This is a genomic window from Enterococcus sp. DIV1096b, from assembly GCF_050498765.1.
Taxonomy (GTDB): Bacteria; Bacillota; Bacilli; order Lactobacillales; family Enterococcaceae; genus Enterococcus_D; species Enterococcus_D entomosocium.
Window position 1 is genome coordinate 39,253 of record NZ_JBMHEK010000001.1, and the last position, 19,287, is coordinate 58,539.

Annotated in this window: 15 protein-coding genes; 6 read left to right on the forward strand and 9 right to left on the reverse strand. The window is 42.9% G+C overall.

Annotated elements, in window-relative coordinates; translation table 11 throughout:
• The first annotated feature begins 52 nt into the window (after nucleotides 1-52).
• Nucleotides 53-1,096 carry a recombinase RecA gene (recA, locus tag IGJ17_RS00195; RefSeq protein WP_008376737.1) on the forward strand — a complete coding sequence of 348 codons (1,044 nt, stop codon included), beginning with the start codon at nucleotides 53-55 and terminating at the stop codon, nucleotides 1,094-1,096.
• A 243-nt stretch (nucleotides 1,097-1,339) separates the two neighbouring features.
• The gene (gene rny / locus IGJ17_RS00200; RefSeq protein WP_005232891.1) at nucleotides 1,340-2,914 is read left to right on the forward strand and encodes a ribonuclease Y; all 1,575 of its coding nucleotides are present in this window, start codon (nucleotides 1,340-1,342) and stop codon (nucleotides 2,912-2,914) included.
• A gap of 300 nt (nucleotides 2,915-3,214) precedes the next feature.
• Here rny and treR read toward each other — a convergent pair whose 3' ends face one another.
• Genes treR through IGJ17_RS00215 form a run of 3 tightly spaced genes read right to left on the reverse strand, consistent with a single transcriptional unit; the run spans nucleotide 3,215 to nucleotide 7,278 of the window.
• Complete coding sequence (gene treR, locus IGJ17_RS00205) at nucleotides 3,215-3,931, reverse strand: trehalose operon repressor (RefSeq protein ID WP_005226457.1); 717 nt, start codon at nucleotides 3,929-3,931, stop codon at nucleotides 3,215-3,217.
• A gap of 54 nt (nucleotides 3,932-3,985) precedes the next feature.
• Complete coding sequence (gene pgmB, locus IGJ17_RS00210; RefSeq protein ID WP_005232889.1) at nucleotides 3,986-4,636, reverse strand: beta-phosphoglucomutase; 651 nt, start codon at nucleotides 4,634-4,636, stop codon at nucleotides 3,986-3,988.
• A 14-nt stretch (nucleotides 4,637-4,650) separates the two neighbouring features.
• Nucleotides 4,651-7,278, reverse strand: a complete 2,628-nt coding sequence (locus IGJ17_RS00215) for a glycosyl hydrolase family 65 protein (protein WP_142437337.1) — start codon at nucleotides 7,276-7,278, stop codon at nucleotides 4,651-4,653.
• A gap of 336 nt (nucleotides 7,279-7,614) precedes the next feature.
• Here IGJ17_RS00215 and treP point away from each other — a divergent pair, with 336 nt between their 5' ends.
• Nucleotides 7,615-9,594, forward strand: coding sequence for a PTS system trehalose-specific EIIBC component (gene treP / locus IGJ17_RS00220; protein WP_142437336.1), 1,980 nt, complete (start codon nucleotides 7,615-7,617; stop codon nucleotides 9,592-9,594).
• Nucleotides 9,595-9,718: 124 nt separating this feature from the next.
• On the opposite strand, the gene IGJ17_RS00225 is transcribed toward treP, so the two are convergent.
• A complete protein-coding gene (locus IGJ17_RS00225; RefSeq protein WP_142437335.1) occupies nucleotides 9,719-11,092 on the reverse strand; it encodes an MFS transporter in 1,374 nt (457 codons plus the stop codon).
• Between the two features lie 258 nt (nucleotides 11,093-11,350).
• On the opposite strand from IGJ17_RS00225, the gene IGJ17_RS00230 reads away from it, so the two are divergent.
• Nucleotides 11,351-11,836, forward strand: a complete 486-nt coding sequence (locus IGJ17_RS00230; protein WP_005226468.1) for a hypothetical protein — start codon at nucleotides 11,351-11,353, stop codon at nucleotides 11,834-11,836.
• Nucleotides 11,837-12,127: 291 nt separating this feature from the next.
• Here the strand turns inward: IGJ17_RS00230 and IGJ17_RS00235 are convergent, their stop codons facing one another.
• The 3 genes from IGJ17_RS00235 to IGJ17_RS00245 are packed head-to-tail and all read right to left on the reverse strand — an operon-like array spanning nucleotide 12,128 to nucleotide 13,192.
• Nucleotides 12,128-12,292 (reverse strand): hypothetical protein, encoded by a 165-nt coding sequence (locus IGJ17_RS00235; protein WP_005232885.1) that lies wholly within the window; start codon nucleotides 12,290-12,292, stop codon nucleotides 12,128-12,130.
• Nucleotides 12,289-12,879 carry a DUF1700 domain-containing protein gene (locus IGJ17_RS00240; protein WP_005232884.1) on the reverse strand — a complete coding sequence of 197 codons (591 nt, stop codon included), beginning with the start codon at nucleotides 12,877-12,879 and terminating at the stop codon, nucleotides 12,289-12,291. The genes IGJ17_RS00235 and IGJ17_RS00240 overlap by 4 nt, the downstream gene beginning before the upstream one ends.
• Entirely contained in the window at nucleotides 12,866-13,192 is a 327-nt protein-coding gene (locus IGJ17_RS00245; RefSeq protein ID WP_005232883.1) for a PadR family transcriptional regulator, read from the reverse strand. Before IGJ17_RS00245 ends, IGJ17_RS00240 begins: the two co-directional genes overlap by 14 nt.
• A gap of 225 nt (nucleotides 13,193-13,417) precedes the next feature.
• Here IGJ17_RS00245 and IGJ17_RS00250 point away from each other — a divergent pair, with 225 nt between their 5' ends.
• Entirely contained in the window at nucleotides 13,418-14,119 is a 702-nt protein-coding gene (locus IGJ17_RS00250; protein WP_005232882.1) for a TetR/AcrR family transcriptional regulator, read from the forward strand.
• Between the two features lie 74 nt (nucleotides 14,120-14,193).
• On the opposite strand, the gene IGJ17_RS00255 is transcribed toward IGJ17_RS00250, so the two are convergent.
• Together IGJ17_RS00255 and IGJ17_RS00260 are read right to left on the reverse strand one after the other, a co-directional pair.
• Nucleotides 14,194-15,897: a histidine kinase gene (locus tag IGJ17_RS00255; protein ID WP_142437334.1), complete on the reverse strand. Its 1,704-nt coding sequence runs from the start codon at nucleotides 15,895-15,897 to the stop codon at nucleotides 14,194-14,196.
• Complete coding sequence (locus IGJ17_RS00260) at nucleotides 15,891-17,396, reverse strand: response regulator transcription factor (RefSeq protein ID WP_008376719.1); 1,506 nt, start codon at nucleotides 17,394-17,396, stop codon at nucleotides 15,891-15,893. Before IGJ17_RS00260 ends, IGJ17_RS00255 begins: the two co-directional genes overlap by 7 nt.
• Nucleotides 17,397-17,601: 205 nt before the next feature.
• Here IGJ17_RS00260 and IGJ17_RS00265 point away from each other — a divergent pair, with 205 nt between their 5' ends.
• Entirely contained in the window at nucleotides 17,602-19,272 is a 1,671-nt protein-coding gene (locus IGJ17_RS00265; RefSeq protein WP_016611650.1) for an extracellular solute-binding protein, read from the forward strand.
• The last annotated feature ends 15 nt before the right edge of the window (nucleotides 19,273-19,287 follow it).

A 19,287-nucleotide genomic window follows, 5' to 3' on the forward strand; every position in this document is an offset into this window, starting at 1 on the left:
ATTATCTTATGAACGACACACGAAAGTGATGAATATAAGGAGGATTATCCGTTTGGCAGATGATCGTAAAGCAGCCTTAGATGCTGCACTAAAGAAGATTGAAAAGAACTATGGTAAAGGTGCCATCATGAAGCTTGGCGAAAAAGTTGATCAACAAATTTCAACGATCCCAAGTGGTTCATTGGCCTTGGATGTTGCATTAGGTGTAGGTGGTTACCCACGAGGACGGATCGTAGAAGTTTACGGCCCAGAAAGTTCTGGTAAAACGACAGTTGCTTTACATGCCATTGCGGAAGTCCAAAAAAATGGCGGAACAGCAGCATTTATCGATGCCGAACATGCGTTAGATCCTCAGTATGCGCAAAAATTAGGTGTAAATATCGATGATCTTTTGTTATCACAACCAGATACAGGGGAACAAGGATTAGAGATCGCTGACGCCTTAGTTTCAAGTGGTGCGGTTGATATCGTAGTTATTGACTCGGTAGCAGCTTTAGTCCCACGGGCGGAGATCGATGGTGAAATGGGTGATACCCACGTTGGTTTGCAAGCTCGTTTGATGTCACAAGCATTACGGAAACTTTCTGGTTCCATCAACAAAACGAAAACGATCGCGATCTTTATCAACCAAATTCGCGAAAAAGTTGGGATCATGTTTGGGAATCCAGAAACGACACCTGGTGGACGTGCGTTGAAATTCTATTCAACCATCCGTTTGGAAGTACGTCGTGCTGAGCAATTGAAATCCGGTACAGATATCATCGGGAACCGCACGAAGATCAAAGTAGTCAAAAACAAAGTAGCGCCACCATTTAAAGTAGCGGAAGTCGACATGATGTATGGTCTAGGTATTTCCCAAGAAGGTGAATTATTGGATATGGCCGTGGAACAAGACATCGTCGATAAAAGCGGTGCGTGGTATGCCTATAAAGGGGATCGTATCGGTCAAGGTCGTGAAAACGCCAAAAACTATATGCGTGAACACCAAGAAATGATGCTAGAAGTTTCTGCTCGCGTCCGCGATGCTTACGGGATTGGAACAGGAGAGACCGTAACCCTCGAGGAAGCGCAAGAAGAATTACCATTAGACGAATAAGTCTTGAAAAAGCCAAACAACCTCGTTGTTTGGCTTTTTTGTGGCTTTTTGCTAGATTCATCTATTGTTGAAAAAACATCCGTAAAAAGGAAGGGTTGCGAAAGTTTACTTTATTATTTAAAGTTGACACTCTTGTGTTCAAACATTAGAATAAACGTATGTGGATTTCCACATAAGAAGTAGCGAATTGATAATTTTGTTATCCTTTGTTAATCAAAATTACAAAATATTTAAAAAGATAGTATGGAGGTGGATTCATTGGAACTACTTTACATTCTCCTCGCTATCATCGGTTTAATTGTCGGTCTTGGATTAGGAGTTTATGTGACGAAATCTCGTCATGAGAAAGAAATCAACGGCGCCCAAAATTCTGCAGCTGGAATTATCGAAAGCGCTAAGAAAGAAGCAGAAACTCTTAAAAAAGAAGCATTGTTAGAAGCTAAGGAAGAAAATCAGAAGTATCGGTCAGAGATTGAAAGTGAGTTGAAAGAAAGCAAACTTGATTTAAAATCACAAGAAAATCGTTTACTCCAAAGAGAACAAGTACTTGATCGTAAGGACGATTCTTTGGAAAAACGAGAACGCTCACTTGAAGATAAAGAAGGCAGACTTAGTGAGAAACAACAATTAATTGACGAGCGAGAAAAAGAAGTAGAAAACTTAATCGATGGACAACAGAAAGAATTAGAGCGCATCGCCGCGCTGTCTAGAGATGAAGCAAAAGAGTTGATCATGAAATCAACGGAAGAGGAATTGAACCATGAATTAACGATCATGGTCAAAGAATCTGAACAGCGTGCGAAGGAAGAAGCAGATCGAAAAGCAAAAAATCTCTTGTCCCTAGCAATCCAACGTTGTGCCGCAGACCAAGTGTCTGAAACCACGGTATCGGTCGTATCATTACCAAATGATGAGATGAAAGGTCGAATCATCGGAAGAGAAGGTCGGAACATTCGGACCCTTGAAACATTGACAGGGATCGATTTGATCATCGATGACACGCCAGAAGCAGTCGTCTTATCAGGATTTGATCCGATTCGCCGTGAAATTGCTCGTATGACCCTTGAAAAACTGATTCAAGACGGCCGGATCCATCCAGCTCGAATTGAAGAAATGGTCGAAAAATCTCGGAAAGAAATGGATGAGCATATTCGTGAATATGGGGAACAAGCAGCCTTTGAAGTCGGTGCTCACACCCTTCATCCAGACTTGATCAAGATTTTAGGTCGTTTGCGTTTCCGTACCAGCTACGGACAAAACGTCTTGAACCACTCGATCGAAGTCGCAAAACTAACCGGTGTTCTTGCCGCAGAATTAGGTGAAGATATCCAGTTAGCCAAACGTGCCGGACTCTTGCATGATATTGGGAAAGCCCTTGACCATGAAATCGAAGGCTCTCACGTTGAGATCGGGGCTGAGTTAGCTGCCAAATACAAAGAAAATGGTGTGGTGATCAATGCGATCGCTTCTCACCATGGAGATGTTGAAGCAACATCGGTTATCTCTGTTTTAGTTGCAGCCGCAGATGCCTTGTCAGCAGCCCGTCCAGGTGCCCGCAGCGAATCATTGGAAAATTATATTCGCCGCTTGCAAAACCTAGAAAATATCGCCAACGGCTTCAAAGGTGTCGATTCCAGTTTTGCCGTCCAAGCCGGACGTGAAGTCCGTGTAATGGTCAAACCAGAAGAGATTTCTGATTTGGATGCTGTACGATTGGTTCGCGACATCCGCAAGAAGATCGAAGACGATTTGGATTACCCAGGTCATATCAAAGTAACCGTTATTCGCGAGACCCGCGCAACGGATTACGCCAAATAGCAAGCAAAAGCAGTATCCTCTCAGAGGGTACTGCTTTTTTTGTGTGGCTGACTGTTAATAAGGACGACTGAGTTGTTCAAAATCAACTGTGCTTCATCAGTCCCATAAATGATTGAGCCTTTTTTATTCGTCGGCAGCCAAACGCCGGGAAAGCAAAAGGATGAATCGTTAGCGACAGAGGCGAAAAGAGGAAGGATCGATCCAGCATCATCTCGAGAGGGGGGGATTGAAACATAAAACAGACCCAGACTTCTCGGTGAAGTCTAGGTCTGTTTTGTCTTTTTCACGTCTATACGTCCATCAAATCTTGCGTCGACGGGCAAAGTCCACAAAGCGGAATTTATCCAGTCGGTGGATCGATTCGGTGTATTCAAAACAGCGCGTGTCTTCTAGATACACGAGGCTGCGAACCGTAACGACATGCTGATCTTCAGGACGCAGATCCATTAGATCCCGCAATTCTTTGTTGACGGGGTCAACAGTGATTTCTTTTTGTGCATAAGCGATCTCAAGGCCAAGATCATTTTCAAAGTAATCAAAAATCGATACTTTCGCTCGGTTTTCTGGCAACTCTTCGATGATAGAAGCATCAAGGTAATCTTTATCCAAAATCACCACTTCTCCATCGATTCTCCGCTGACGGATCAGTTTCCATGCCTCAGAAGCGACAGGCCAACCAGTGGTCTCGTGCAGCTTTGGCGAAACGGCGATCTTACGGATCTCGACAACCTTTGTTTCACTAGGAATGCGTTGGGTATCTTGCAGCTCACGAAAACTCGTCAAGCCAGAAATCGGGAAATCAAAGCGATTCAAGTCTAAAACGATCGAACCTTTCCCTTGTTTCTTTTGGATATAACCAGCATCCCGCAATAAATTCAATGCCTTACGGACAGTCTCGCGGGAGACACCATAAGTTTTGATCAATTGGTTTTCGCTAGGCAGCAAAGAATGCGGAGGGTATTCGTTTGCTAGAATTTTTTGTTCTAAATCTAAAAATATCTCTTTGAACTTGTTCATCGGATTGCCCCCTCTTTGGCTATTATAGCGAGGCCAATTTGGAAATGCAATCGACTATTTCGCCAAAAGTTCGTCAATGTTTAGATCCGTCAATTTTTCAACGATCACATCTGCACCGTGTAGTTCTTCTCCTGAATAAACGCCTACCGCGTACATACCAGCAGCTTTGATGCCGTCGATCCCTGCTTGAGCATCTTCAAAGCCAACTGCTTCTGCCGGTTCAATGCCTAGTGCCAGCGCTGCTTGGATAAAGATTTCTGGATCTGGTTTGCCTTTTTTCAAGGTTGCTGGGTCAACGATCGTATCAAAGTCTTGCATGACACCTAGTTTGTCCAAAATAAACGGCGCATTCTTGGATGCCGAAGCGATGGCACAAGGAATATTTTTTGCTTTGGCTTCATCAAGGAACGTCTTTACCCCCGGCAATAGATCATCAGGAGTCAAGCTTTGTAATAATTGTACATAGTGGGTATTTTTCTTTGTCGCTAAGGCTTCTTTTTCGACTTCTGTGTAGGCATCATTTTTGTTGCCTAGTGTTAAGATTCGCTCTAAAGAATCCATGCGGCTAATGCCTTTTAACTGCTCATTGAATTTCAAATCGATCTCGATCCCAATCTCCGCAGCTAATTCTTTCCATGCGATGTAGTGGTATTTAGCTGTATCCGTGATAACGCCGTCTAAATCAAAAACAAAACCTTTTTTCATGTGTAACACTCCTTTTAGTAAGTAATCGTTGTTTCTTTCTTTGCTTCTAGAGAAACTTGCTGCCCATTCACTAAGATCGTGACTGGCTGATCAGCGGTGATCGTCAATGTTTCATGTGTAACATTCATTGCAAAGCGGGTGCCGCGAACTTCTAGCTGAAAGGCTAAGCTGTCCCAAGCTTTTGGCAAGTTTGGTGTGATCTGCAGTTGCTCTTCTCGAATATCAATACCAGCAAAAGTGGTTAACGGAATAAACAACGTAGCGGCCATGACACCGGCGTGAATGCCTTCTGCTGTAGTACCGCCTTGGATATCACGATAATCAGAAGAGAGGGCTTCTTGGTATAACGACCAAGCCAATTCCTGATCATCCACCATTGCCGCTAACTGAGCGTGAACGATCCGCGACAAAGTCGAGCCGTGGGAGGTGCGAGCCAAATAATAATGGAGATTTTTTTCAATATAATCTGTTGGCAGTTGGTAAGAAAGATCCGCCAAAATTTGATTGACTTGCTCTTTTGAGAAATTATAGAAAATCATCAAACTATCGGCTTGTTTCGCGACTTTGTAGCTGTCAGCACTCTTGCCTTCAGCGTTTAGGATGCGATCCATCCGATAAATGTTGCCATATTTCTCTTTATAATGGGCCCAATCCAGATCTTCCAACTGGAAGTACCCTTCAAACTGTGCGATGATGCCTTCGTGATCGATCTCTAAGCCTAATTTGGTACGAATATCTGCCATAGCAGCAATATCCGCTGGGGTTAAAGCCGTTTTCTCCAATACTGCTTGGAAGCTCTCTGCTGATAGTTGTTGTTGGAGGTTCTCGATCTCTTCAAACAACCATACTACCATCATATTGGTATAGGCGTTGTTTTTCAAGCCGCCTTGTTCACTATTTGGGTAGCTTTCATGAAATTCATCTGGTCCCATGACTTTATCGATAAAGTAACGTTGAGCAGTATCATCCCAGGTGGCAGCACTTTGCCAGAAATGGGCGACTTCTAACATCAATTCTAATCCATATTGTTCCATAAAGGGACGGTCTTGTGTGTTGTGCCAATATTGCCAAATGTTATAAGCGATCGCTAAGGAGACGTGACGCTGCAAGCGACTGTGGTCTTCTTTCCATTCGCCGCTGATAGGATTCAAATGCAGTTCTTGGGATTGCTCACTGCCATCCAAGCCTGATTGCCATGGGAACATGGCGCCTTGGTAACCGGCTTTTTGGGCGTCTTTTTTGGCAGCAGCTAAGCGGCGGTAGCGATACAGCAAAATTTCTTTGGCGGTGTCAGGAAAATGTAGAATGTAAAAGGGTAAGATAAACAGTTCATCCCAGAAAATATGACCGCGATAGGCTTCACCATGTAGCCCACGGGCAGTGATACTGGCATCTAAGGACTCCTGATAAGCATTCGGTGCTGCGGAGACCAGCAGATGATACGTATGCAGATTCAGCATTTTTTGTGACATCAAGTCACCAGTGACTTCGATGGCCGCTTTCGCCCATAATTCAGCCCAGGCTTGTTTTGAGGCGGTATACATCGTCGCAAAATCAGGTAATGCTAAGGAAGAAAACGTAAATGCCGGTTGCGGATCCTCTTGGCGATAAGCGGTAGCAGTGACTGATTTTTCGACCCGATAAGTTTGTCCCTCCGTCACCTCAAGGGCTACTTGCTGACGGACGAGCTGGTCGTTTGTTTCAGCGTGCAGCTCAGCCAATGGCAGGTCCTGTGAAAACAGTTCAGAGGATTGGACAACGGTAATCTGTGATTGGTTAGTGGTGACCACTAAATGCGCTTTGTTTTGTTCAGCTGCTGTCTCTTTCACGGTCAAATGCTGGTTGGTTAAGCTACGGTAACGAGCGACGTTATAGTTATAGACCGATCCGTCGGCTTCACTGACGAAAGTAACGGTGCCGGAAAAGTTCAGCGGGGTAAACTGATAGACCAAGCTATATTGGTGAACGTCTTGCATATTGGCGATTTTCTTCGTTTCGATTCGCAGACGCTTTTGTTTTTTTGTTTCAATTTCTGCCACTGATTGGAACAAGCCGGTCTTCAGATCTAATGTCCGTTTAAAGGAAAGAAGCTGATTGTTGGCAATGTCGATCACTTCATCATCGATCTTCACGTACATTTTTTGCAGATTCGGTGCATTGACGAAGTCTTCATTGCTGATGGTATGACCAGAAACATCAGATTCCACCGTATTGTAAAGACTTGCTAAATACAGCCCTGGATAGTTCGCTTCACAAATGGTCATCTCAGGCGTCGTGCCTCGCAGCCCTAGATAGCCGTTGCCGACGGTTAAAAGTGACTCCACCGAGTATTCATCTTTACCAGGGGTGTAGCCATAGTATTCGAGGTTCCAAGGAATTTCAGCACTTTTTTCTTCATACTGTTCTTTCGTGGTGCAAACAAAGGGACGATTCAATTTTTCTGTCAACCATTGGTCCAGTGAAAAAGTCCCTTCTTCATTCGTAAACACCAGAGATTCAGAGACGATCCCGCCACCTTCCATTTTCTGCAGCTGCGCGGTCAGTGCAGCAACTCGTTCACTGTCTGTCCCAGAAAACGGATAGGTCGTACCGGTTTGATCCGTTAACAGCCATTCTTCCTTAGACAATATAATCGTATTCACAATAGTTGTCCTCCTTTAAACTTGTCTATACATGCAAGATGATTATAACGTAATTTGTAAGCTATTTCAATTTATCTCACCTGTTTTTTTATTCTTTTTTGTTAAATAAACAGTAAATAAAGTCATTGGCAATATTATTTTATATTAATCAAATATTTTAAAAAACGTTTATTTATTAAGGTTTTAATACGGTACCTTTTCTATTCACTTGTATTGTTTGTAGAAAAAGTGGAAAAAATTGGTTTGAAACGCTTGCAATATCAAAACTATCAAGTTATGATTAGTGCGTAATTAAAACATATATATACAAGTGGATATGAAAGGGGTTTATTAATTATGGGAAAGTATCGTGATGATGCTGAGAAGCTGCTGGAATATGTTGGCGGCAAAGAAAATATCGCCGCAGTAACACATTGCGCGACACGGATGCGTTTTGTTTTGAACGATCAGACAAAAGCAAACGAAAAGGAAATTGAAGAAATTCCAAGTGTCAAAGGGATGTTTACGAATGCGGGACAATTCCAAGTCATTATCGGCAATGATGTCTCAACGTTTTACAATGATTTTACCGATGTATCAGGAATAGAAGGTGTTTCTAAAGAACAAAGCAAAGCGATTGCAAAAAACAATCAAAATATCGTGCAACGAGCGATTGCTACGTTAGCTGAGATCTTTACCCCGTTATTACCAGCGATTATTGTCGGTGGTTTGATGCTAGGGCTGAGAAATTTCTTAGAAGGTGTACCGTTAGAAGCTCTAGGTGGACAAACGATTACGCAAGCTTCTACTTTTTGGAACGGTGTCAACGGCTTTTTATGGCTGCCCTGTGAAGCGATCTTTCACTTTCTACCAGTAGGGATTACCTGGAGTATTACACGTAAGATGGGAACCACGCAAATATTAGGGATTGTTTTAGGGATTACATTGGTTTCACCGCAATTATTAAATGCTTATTCAGTAAGTTCAACTTCTGCTGCAGAAATTGCTCAAAATTATACGTGGGACTTCGGGTTCTTCACTATTGATAAAATTGGGTATCAAGCACAAGTGATCCCAGCAATGCTGGCAGGTTTCTTATTGGTTTATCTTGAAAGATTCTTCCGGAAATGGATTCCAGAAGCGGTTTCAATGATCTTCGTTCCATTGTTCTCATTGCTGCCAACTATTTTAGCAGCTCACATGGTATTAGGTCCAATCGGTTGGCAAATCGGATCAGGCATTTCTTGGGTCGTAAATGCTGGCTTGACCTCACCATTAAACTGGTTATTTGGTTTCATTTTCGGTGGCTTGTATGCGCCTTTGGTTATTACCGGATTGCATCATACAACGCTAGCGATCGACTCTCAATTAGTAGCGGATTTTGGTACAACAAACCTTTGGCCAATGATCATGCTGTCAAATATTGCGCAAGGTACGGCAGTATTGGCGATTTGGTTCCTTCACCGTGGCAATAAAAAAGAAGAACAAGTCTCTGTTCCAGCAACGATTTCTGCTTACATGGGGGTTACTGAACCAGCGATGTTCGGGATCAATTTGAAATATGTTTACCCATTTGTCGCAGCAATGGTAGGTTCTGCCTTCGGTGGAATGCTGATCACTGCAACGAATACCCGTGCATTAGGTATTGGTGTAGGGGGACTGCCTGGCTTCTTATCATTTAAAATTGAAAACTATCCAATGGTCTTCATCTCAATGGCGGTGACGATTGCGATCACTTTTGTTTGCACTATCGTCTTTAGAAAAGTTACCTTCTTAAATAAATTAGAACCGCAATTGGCTGCTGATACAGCTGCAGCAGCGGCTGTTGCACCAACGACTGCTGCACCGACAACTGCAGCCCCAGAAGCAACACAAGTTTCAGAAGAAACCCTTTATGCCCCAGCTGATGGGAAAGTGGTTGCCATCACTGAAGTTTCTGATCCTGTCTTTTCTCAAAAAATGATGGGTGACGGCTTTGCTGTTCAGCCAACGAACGGAACGATTTATGCTCCTGTTGCAGGTACGATCTCTAGCATTTTTGAAACGAAACATGCAATCGGGATTTTAACGCCTGGTGGCGCGGAAGTTCTCGTCCACATGGGCTTGGATACTGTAGAACTAAAAGGTGCGCCATTTGAGGTTCTTGTTTCTGAAGGTGATACGGTCACACCAGAAACGAAGCTTGCAGTGATGGATCTAGATGCCGTTATCGCAGCTGGCAAACAGACAGATGTTTTGACGGTCATCACGAATGCCGAAAAAGTGCGTCAGCTTTCATTGACGACTACAGGCACAGTGACAGCCAAAACAGCGGTTGGTTCAGCTGAATTAAACTAAAAAAATAATCCGTTTCCGAGAGCGCCCTTTGACTAAGAAGGGGAATCGGAAGCGGATTTTTTTATGGGCCGTCCTCAAGGGAGGGCGGCTTTTTTTCGTTGTTTTTCAATTGGCAAAGCCGCAGTTAGCTGACAGCTTTTTGGTCGGTGTTTTTGCGGAAATAGTTAATCGTTAATAGGAAAGTCAGTAAGACCAGGGCCCACAAAAAGAATAAGGCGATTTGAGAGCCGATGACCGTCCCTTGGGTGTAATCGGTCGTCGCATTTTGTGCCAAATTGATAATGGTCGCCACCACAGCCGTCGCCACTGCACCAGAAAATTGCTGCAGCGTATTAAAGATCGCATTACCGTCCGCGTACAACGCAGGAGTCAGCTTGTTTAAGCCGGTGGTCATCATATTGCTGTAGGCTAAGCCGATCCCGATCATGTAAAAGACATGTCCGGCAACTAGGCTCCAAATGAAAGGAGAACGCAAAACAAGGGCTAAGGCAAGCCAACCAATGGCAATCAAAGTCAAACCAGACAGGATCGGTTTTTTCGGTCCAACTTTATCCAGCAACCGACCAGAGATCGGCGCAAGGACCGCCCCGATGGCCGCCCCGGGCAGCATAACTAATCCTGCAGTAAAGGCATCTTTTCCCAAGACGAGTTGGACAAAGTTCGGCAAAACAAAGGAAATGCCCAGTAAAAGGAACTGACAAACGAGAAAGCCGAAAAGAAACAAACTGAAGCTGCAGTTTTTCAAAACAGCCAAACGAATCAAAGGGTTTGGACCTTTTGAACGTTGATAAAACAAGCCAGCACCAATGAAACCGAAAAGCAGCGGCAGTAGACTCGCTAAGGTGCCTACTTGATTCAAGAACAATAAGAAGCCGCTGAACATCAAGACGATTCCTAATACACTCAGTAAATCCAGGGAAGTGTCTTTTGCCCCAGCCGTCTTAGGGATCGAGTAAAGACCGAGTACTAGGGAGATCAGTAAGACTGGGATCAAGAAAAGAAAGATCGCATTCCAAGACCAATGGGCGGTCAATAATCCTCCATATGTCGGTCCGATCGCTGGAGCGATGGAAGTGGTCAAATTCCCTAAGCCGATCGCCGCTCCCCGCTTTTCAAAGGGGGAGTAAGTCAAAATGATGTGGAACATCAAAGGCAGTGCGATCCCTGTGCTGGCACCTTGGAAAAAGCGGCCAATCAGCAAAATGGCAAACGTCGGCGATAAAAAGTCGATCACCAAGCCAACAAGGAAGAAGGCGTTGGCAGCTAGAAACAAGGTTCTCAATGAGAAGCGTTTCAAAAGGTAGGTCGATACTGGGACAATGATGGAGATGACCAGTAAGTAGATGGTCGTCACCCATTGGACATCGGATGTTGAAAGCGTAAATTGATCGATCAATGTCGGAAACGTTACATTCATGGCTGTTTCAATCAGCACGCCTGCAAATGACATCAATCCGGTTGCGAGGATCGCCCCCACGAGTTTTTTGTTGTTTTCCATATTCTCACCTCTAAAAATTCGCAAAAAAAGAGACCGTTTCTATTCTCATAGAAACCGCCTCTCTCTCGACAAGCGAACCCGCTTGTTATCTGTACGATTTAATCTATCGCTATTCTACTGACTTCATAAGAAAGTGTCAAGAGAAGTGGATAAAAAAATAGCAAAAAACTTTTTTGAAAGTTTTCAAACTTTTACTTACACGAAAAATTTTCTTCTGCTAGAATAGTCGAGTACGAAAAAGAGAAAGGAAGTTGTAACATGCCCATCAATAAAAAAGAAAGTTTGATCTATACGACACTTATGTGTATTTTCATGGTGTATTTTATGAGTGTTTATAACCTCATGTTTCAAGTCGGTGTTTCGGCATTGGCATTCCAATTGGCATGGAATGAATTACCATTAGCCCTTTGTGTCGCCTTTATTTTGGATTGGTTCATTGTTTCTGGTCCGGCAAAAGGTTTGGCGTTTCGATTTTTGGACCATCAATCAGCTACTTGGAAAAAAATTGGGTTGATTTCTTCATTGATGATCGCCGGCATGGTGATCTGTATGTCACTCTTTGGTGCGTTGATGCACCCAAACCCTGATCACTCGGTGTTCGTCAATTGGCTAAGCAACATTGGGAAAAATGTGATCGTCGCATTGCCGTTGCAATTGTTCATTGCAGGTCCAATCGTTCGCCGGGTGTTTCGCGCCTTGTTTCCTATTGGCACTGTGCAAGAACAGCCAGTACTAGGGGAATAATCGATCATTAGAAAAAACGTACTGCAGACGGGTTCTGCCAAGGTTAGCTAAAACAGCTGGCTTGGCGATACCTGGACTTGCGGCACGTTTTTTTGCTTTTATAGACAGCAAAAAAACCCATAGGATGGTATGGGTTTTTTTGGTTACCCTATGAAATAGGATACAGGATGTACCTATATAGTAATATGGTTCCGTCAAAAAGAGAAGTTCAATTTTTTCACCGATACATGAAATTAATGCAAATTGCTAGTTTTTCTGACGAAAAAAACAACTTATAATTGTTTTTGCCGATTAGTCTGTGTAGAAACCAATCAGTTGATACCAACGACGATGCTCAATATGGTAGGCATCAGGTGAGTACCCTGACATTGAAAAACCGATAAAGGTGATGACCAGTCCGAGAATAATAAACAACAGACTGAGAAAAACGAAAAAGCGCTTATTGATTTTGATCATAGGACTGCCTTCTTTCGATAGTTTTGAACAAATGATTTTGGCCAAACGACAAGGGAGTGGGTAAGACGTGAAAAAGGTCGGCTCATACTATAAGTGGCGATCAGACAAAGAAGCCCTAAACCAAATAAGAAAATCCCCACGCCTAACTGACTTAAAAAGAGATAGAAACCATCCGCCATCAGCATGGGACTTAAGACAACGCTAGCAATCCCACCGATAAACGTAGTGACACCAATCATGCCAGTGGTGAAAGGCACACACCAGATGATTATTAAAAAGCTTAGGATCAGCAAAGCGGCACTTAACAATAAGCTGCCCCACAATGGAAAGCCTAGCACTAAGATCAAGAGCAAAAAGGGATGAAAGCGGCGGGGAATCTCTACCACGACCTCTTCTGTTTCTGTGACTGTTTGGATCAGTTCTTTTGGGGAGCCAAGGCGTGCCACGGCTTCTTCTTCAGTGTATCCTTCTTCCATCAAATCTTCGATCATCTCGTCATAATAGTTGATCAGCTGATGAATCTCGCTAGGTCTGACTTTTTCAGATAATTCTGCAGCCAATGCCTTGATAAAATCAACTCTGTTCATCTAGTGTTCCTCCTTTAATAAATCGCTGGATCAATGTCAATTGGGGCCAGTCGTTGGTTAAAAAATCGTCGATCCGCTGTTTGCCAAGTTTGGTCAGGCGGTAATATTTTCGGGTCCGTCCTTGATGACTCTTGTTGTAAGTCTCAACCGCTCGGCTGGCTTCTAAGCGCTTCAAGATAGGGTAGAGGGTGGATTCTGAGATTGGTAGTAAAGGAGAAATATTTTTGACTAATTCATAGCCATAAGAGTCCCCGTGCTGCAAATAGGCTAAAACACAAATTTCCAATAATCCTTTTTTTAATTGGGCATCCAAAGGCTCTCCTCCTGTTCATATCCATACTATACATTACATAGTATCATTTCACAAGTAGTATCAAAAAAATCAGTCTTAAGACTTAGCCGAGGAAAACAGGGAAGTTTTTCAGGAAAATGGTCAAAAATATAAAACAAAATTAAGAAATTCGGCAGAAAGTATATGTTAACGTTCTCTTTTTTGTTAAAGTAGAAGTATGCAGATTACTTTCAGTAAGAAAATTGGGTGTTGGTGGTGTTTCACTGGAAGAAAGCAAGTGAGAGTAGAGGAGCGTTAGCGAGAGCTGATCGCCTCAAGAAAGGAAGGGGTATTATGAGAAAAGCAACGATTACGAAAAAATATTTGATCAACTGTTTAAAAAAATATCTGGTGGAATATCTTTATCGGCCAATCACTGTCCGCGACATTGCTAAATATGCACGAACATCGACCCAACCAATCTATTTGAATTTTTCAAACATGCAAAATTATAAACAGGCAATGGTCGATGATGTCTTCCATGACATTCATGAAGCAAAAAAAGAGACGGTGATGACACTGGATCCTCTATACTGTTTTTGGCATGACTATTACGTGTTCGCCAGTCGCAATCGAGCCCTCTTTTTTGCATTATTTTTAAATGATATTGGTTGTGGTCCTTACATAAAAGAGCGTTCTTTTGCATATTTTCAAGAAGCAATCGCTGAATCAACTGTTTTTCAATGTGAGCAAGAAAACGATCTGAGGAAATACCATGAAGAAGCCTTGATTTTTTTTAGCGGTTTGGTATTGCTGTTTATTCGTGAAGGGTGTACTGACGGCAACAAGGATTTTATAAAAGATACCATGGAGTATTGGGAACGAATGTTAAAGAAAGCAAAAGGCGTGACGCGAGACCAGGGTCGGCAAGGATTATTAGAGGTCGGTACGTTTGCTGTAGAGGAATAGGTACTTGAAATCAAGCATTAAAATAAATATCTGAATATTTTGACACCAAAAAACCGTTAGTGATTAAACATTCTTCACTGACGGTTTTTTTGAGGAGGTAAGTCTTGCGGTATGAGTAGAACAATTGTGGTGTTTTCACCTTTTACTGATTGAATCGATAAGGAAGCTTGCGTGCCATAGTACAATGCTAGCCGTTGGCGTACATTGTTGATACCATAATGTTGATCAGAAGGTTCCTCCAGTTGTTTTAGCTGTTCAGGATCAATCCCGGGACCATTGTCTTGAATCTCAAACCGTAGCCATTGTCCTTCTTTGAGGCAGCGGATCGTCAATACCCCTCTGCGGTCATCTTCAATATGATCAAGCCCATGAAAGACGGCATTCTCGACAAACGGCTGCAAGAGTAGATTGATCATCGGATATTCATCGATATTTGAGTCAATTTCGAGGACTAAATCAAAGGAATGGTGATGCATTTTTTGCTGAATTTTAGCATAGGTGATCGTCAGATCGAGTTCTTTGCTGACGGATAGCCGGTTGGATCCTTGGTTTAGGCTGAGACGGTAGAATCGAGACAGCAGCTGAGCCATCTCACGGATCTCGTGATTGCCGTTTAGTGTGGCAGTATTGCTGATCAGTGCTAAGGAATTATAAAAGAAATGCGGATTGATCTGGGCTTGCAGAGCCCGCAATTCGTATTCTTTTTGTTTCAATTCGGCTTCATATACTTCATTGATCAGCTCAGCGATTTTATCTAGCATTTTTTGAAAATTGGTGTATAACTGTCCGACTTCATCTTTTGAAGAATATGTGTGCTGGATTTTGAATTGATCCATTGATAAAGAAGCCATTTGCTGGGCCAAAGAATTGATCGGCTGTACCACGGTTTTTGCTAGCCACCAGCTGGATAAAACCAATATCAATAATACAAAACCAAAGATAATGAGTGCCGCACCAACTAGATACAGTAGACTGCTGAAAAATGACTGTGCGGTTTTAACAAAAACGATTTGCCAATGATTATCCAGCAGTACAGGGGCTTCTTCAATAACTGCGCTTCCAACCAACCACTGTTTTTGAGTACGCTGCTGCTTCGTCAAATAATCAATGCGGTAAAGCGTCTGCCCGGTCTCTGACTGGATCGTCAAATCGTAAGGTTCCTCAGTGACTGCATCAAGATTCGTGAACAATGCTGCTCGATCGATGGTTAAAACGATGTAGTTTAAGGAATCTGCGGTATGGCCTTTTAAAAAAAGGTTGGTATAAAAAGAAAGTTCCTCCCGTTCTTTGTCAAAATACGTTCGAATCTCGGTCGAAGGTTGTTCTTTTAGAAAAGGCAGTGCTGTATCAGCCGTGATTTTTTTGACGTATTGCCCATGATCATAAAGATCGATCGTGGTGTATAGCGTGATGCCTTTAATATCTGCTTGCGGAAAACGAACACTGTGAAACAAAGGCACGATCGTATTTTGAAAGAGATTGTATTGATCAAAGTTTGAGAAGCGTTGACTAGAAAGCTCTTGCGTCAAGGCGGTATTGTTGGCTAAAAAGAGCAGGCTGTCCCGATAGGTGTGGATCTTGCTCTCTAACTGATAGCTGATACTTTTGAGATTATCGGAGTAAGCACTTTTTTCCTGCTGTTGGATAAAGGCTCGGATGATAGATACCCCGACAAAGGTCAAAACGATCAGAGGAACAATGCTTGAAAGAATTGAAATAAGGGCGATCTTTTTTTGAAAACGAAAATTTTTAACACAATCGTGGACTTTTCTTAACAAGAGGGACCTCTCTTTCTATACGCATCCGGCGTCATTCCGACAATTTCTCGGAACGTTTTGCAAAAATAGGAATAATGATTAAAGCCAACTTGTTTGGAGATAGTTCGAATGCTGCAGTTCGAGTTCTTTAAACGCTTCTGAGCCTGTTTGATACGGTAAGACTTGATGTATTTGGTGATACCCATGCCTTCAGAAGTACTGAATAATTCGCTTAGGTAGTTAGGATTGATATTGACTTCCTTTGCTAACCGCTCCAAGCTCAACTCTTGGTGAAAATGAGCGAATATATAGGATTTTACTTGGCGCACATAGTCATTTGACTGGCTCCCGTTGATTTGAAGCAAGGCATCATGGATATAATGGAAGAGGGCATCAAAAATATCCGCAATTAGTTGCAGACTTGGCGCTTCCAGTATTTTTCCAATCTGATTAGCGCCACACTCCGCATCAAAAGTGATCGTGCACTGATCGATGATTGTTTGATAAAAGGTCGCAAAATAAAACTTGGCATTGGTTGGTTCCTCACGTCCATTTGTTTCAAAGCAGTCGAAAACTGTTTTCACAAGCGCGTGGGCTTTTTTACTTTCGTATTGATTCACATACGAAACGGTTTTTTCGAAAAGCGCTTTCTTGACGATGTAGTGATCTCCCGGAAGCAGCTGGCAGATTTTCCCTTTGTTTTGCTGATAAAAAGACCGCTGACTGGTTCTCAGTAAGTCATGATAGGTGCCATACACCCCTGAATGGTGGGGAACTGGTCCGCTGTCAAAAAGTGTTATTTTTTGCTGAAACTGTTCGGAAAAATAGGTAGTTAAGTTGTTTTTTCGCTCTTCGATTTCCCTTTTTGGCAAAGGTTCGTTAAAAAAGAGCAGTTGTGCTGGAGCTAAAAACAAACTGAACATTTCAGGAAATGCAGCAGATAGCGAAGGGACAAAATCCGGCGCATTCCAAGAATCCAGCGGCCAAGTAACGAGAAAAAAAGAGGGATGAGTCTTAAAAAAATCTTGTGCAATCGATTGCTCTTCCTTCGGCAGTGAATGCCAAGGATAGCCATAAAAAAGTTTACTCAAAATCTCTTTCAAGTAATGGGTTTGTGCGATTGTTTTTGTGTAAGCGCGCTGCTTTTGTTGATCAATAAAAAGAATGATTTTATTTATTTGTTCATAAAAATCATCAGGGTCGATTGGTTTTAAGAGGTAGTCAACCGCTTGTAACTGTATGGCTTTTTTTACATAATGAAAATCTTCAAAGCCGCTGATAAACATCACAGGAATTTCAGGAACTGCTTCTTTGATTCTCGCTACGAGGGCATGTCCATCCATAAAGGGCATCTTTACGTCGGTAATTATCAAGTCAAAGGGCTGTTCCTGAAAAAGTTGCCAGGCTTCGCGGCCATTTTTGGCTTCTTCGATCAGCCATTCTTTTTCATGCTGACTCAAGAAGTATTTGATCACTTCTCTTTGATCGTAGCTGTCATCAGCAAGCAGCAGTCGGTACATGGTTTTCGCCGTCCTTTCGTATAGAGAAAATTACGCAGTCGCTTCTTCTTTCTATAGTAAGCGATAAACAAAAAAAGCAACAGAGTGGATTTGTAAACGTTTTATTTTTCTGGAAATCGTGCTATGAATCTGAAAAAAGTGCTATATTTTCTGTGGAAGCGATTGCGTATAATAAGGATATCAAAAAAGTTTGAGGAGGAAAACAATGAAATTTAGGCGGGGGACAGCAATGTTAACAGCAGTTGCTTCAGCACTTATTATGACAGGATGCAGTTCAGAAGAAGCAAAGACCAATGAAAATGGGGATACCGTGATTACGATCGGACGCCAGACCGCACCGAACTCGAAACTGCCTGAGGGGGATTCTTACAGCAATAACGCATATACTCGATTGATTCAAGAACGCTTGGGCATCGAGCTGGAGAGTGCCTTTGAAGCCCATGGGGAAGACTATGATCGTCAAGTATCGCTAGCGATCGCTTCAGGGGAACTACCGGATACGATGATCGTCGGATCAAGAGATGAATTGGAAGAATTAGTTAACAATGATTTAGTGGAAGACTTGACCGAAGTATTTGAGGAGCATGCCGACGATTTTCTAAAAGACATCTATGATTCGTTTGATGGGATTCAGTTAGAAGCAGCCACGTTTGATGATCGCTTGATGGCGATCCCATCTACTAGCGATGACTTCGGGCCCAATCTTGTCTGGTTGCGCCAGGACTGGCTAGATGAGCTAGGTATTGAACTGGATAAAGATGGCAATCGCTCAATTACATTGGATGAGTTGAAGGAAACAGCGATTGCTTTTCAAGAAAATGATTTAGCCAATACCGGAAAAGCAGTTGGTTTGCCATTGGCCTTCTGGTTGTCTTCGCCAAATCATGGCGGCACGGCATATACCGGAACAGCCATCATGAATGCGTTTGGAGCCTACCCAAAATCGTATCTCCAAGATGAGAATGGGCAGATGTTTTATGGATCCAATACGCCAGAAATGAAAGAAGCACTAACGCTACTGAAGGACTGGCAAGATGAAGGGTTCATGGATCCGCAATTTGGTACCCGCACGTATGACGATATCCATGCCATGATGGTTAATGGAGAAACGGGCATCGCTTTTGGTCCTTGGCACATGCCTGACTGGGGCTTAGTACAAGCCAAACAAAATGATCCAAATGCTGAATTTGTTCCTTATGCCCTTGAAAATGCTAACGGCGATGGAGGGGTCAATGCCGTGGCTAACCGCGGCACTGGGCAATACATCGTGGTGCGCAAAGGTTTTTCTGAGCCGGAAAAAATCATGGAGATGATCAATCTGATTTATGGTGAAGTTGCCAACTCGGAAGATATTGAAGCCGAGTTTCCGGAAATTTATGACTATGCGAAAGTGGATGTCGATGGGACGGTTCGTCCATGGAATGTTGTTTTCTTAAAAGCCTATAGTGAGATTGATGATGCAGTAGAAGCTTCCAAGGCGGCGGTTGGCGAAACATCTATCGAGGATATCTCCAACTTCTTCATCAAAGAAAACGCCGAAAAAATCAAGCAATATCTGGATAGCCCTGAAGAAACTGATCCGGTGGACTGGACCCGCTATGCCTCCCGCTATTTAGCCGTCAATAATGTGATGGGCGGTATCAGAGAGCAAGGACGCTTGAATGAAGTGAAACCACCGCGTTTTGATTCGATCAAAGCCAATGAACGAAACGGCGCACAAGTAGGGAAACTGGAGGAAGAGACCTTCATTAAGTTTATCACTGGAGAAGAACCCCTGGAAAACTTCGACAACTATGTTGAAACCTGGAATAGCCAAGGTGGGACAGCCATACTTGAAGAAATGCAAGAAGTAGTAGATCAGCGAGCAGATAATTAAGCGGCCACTCCAGCG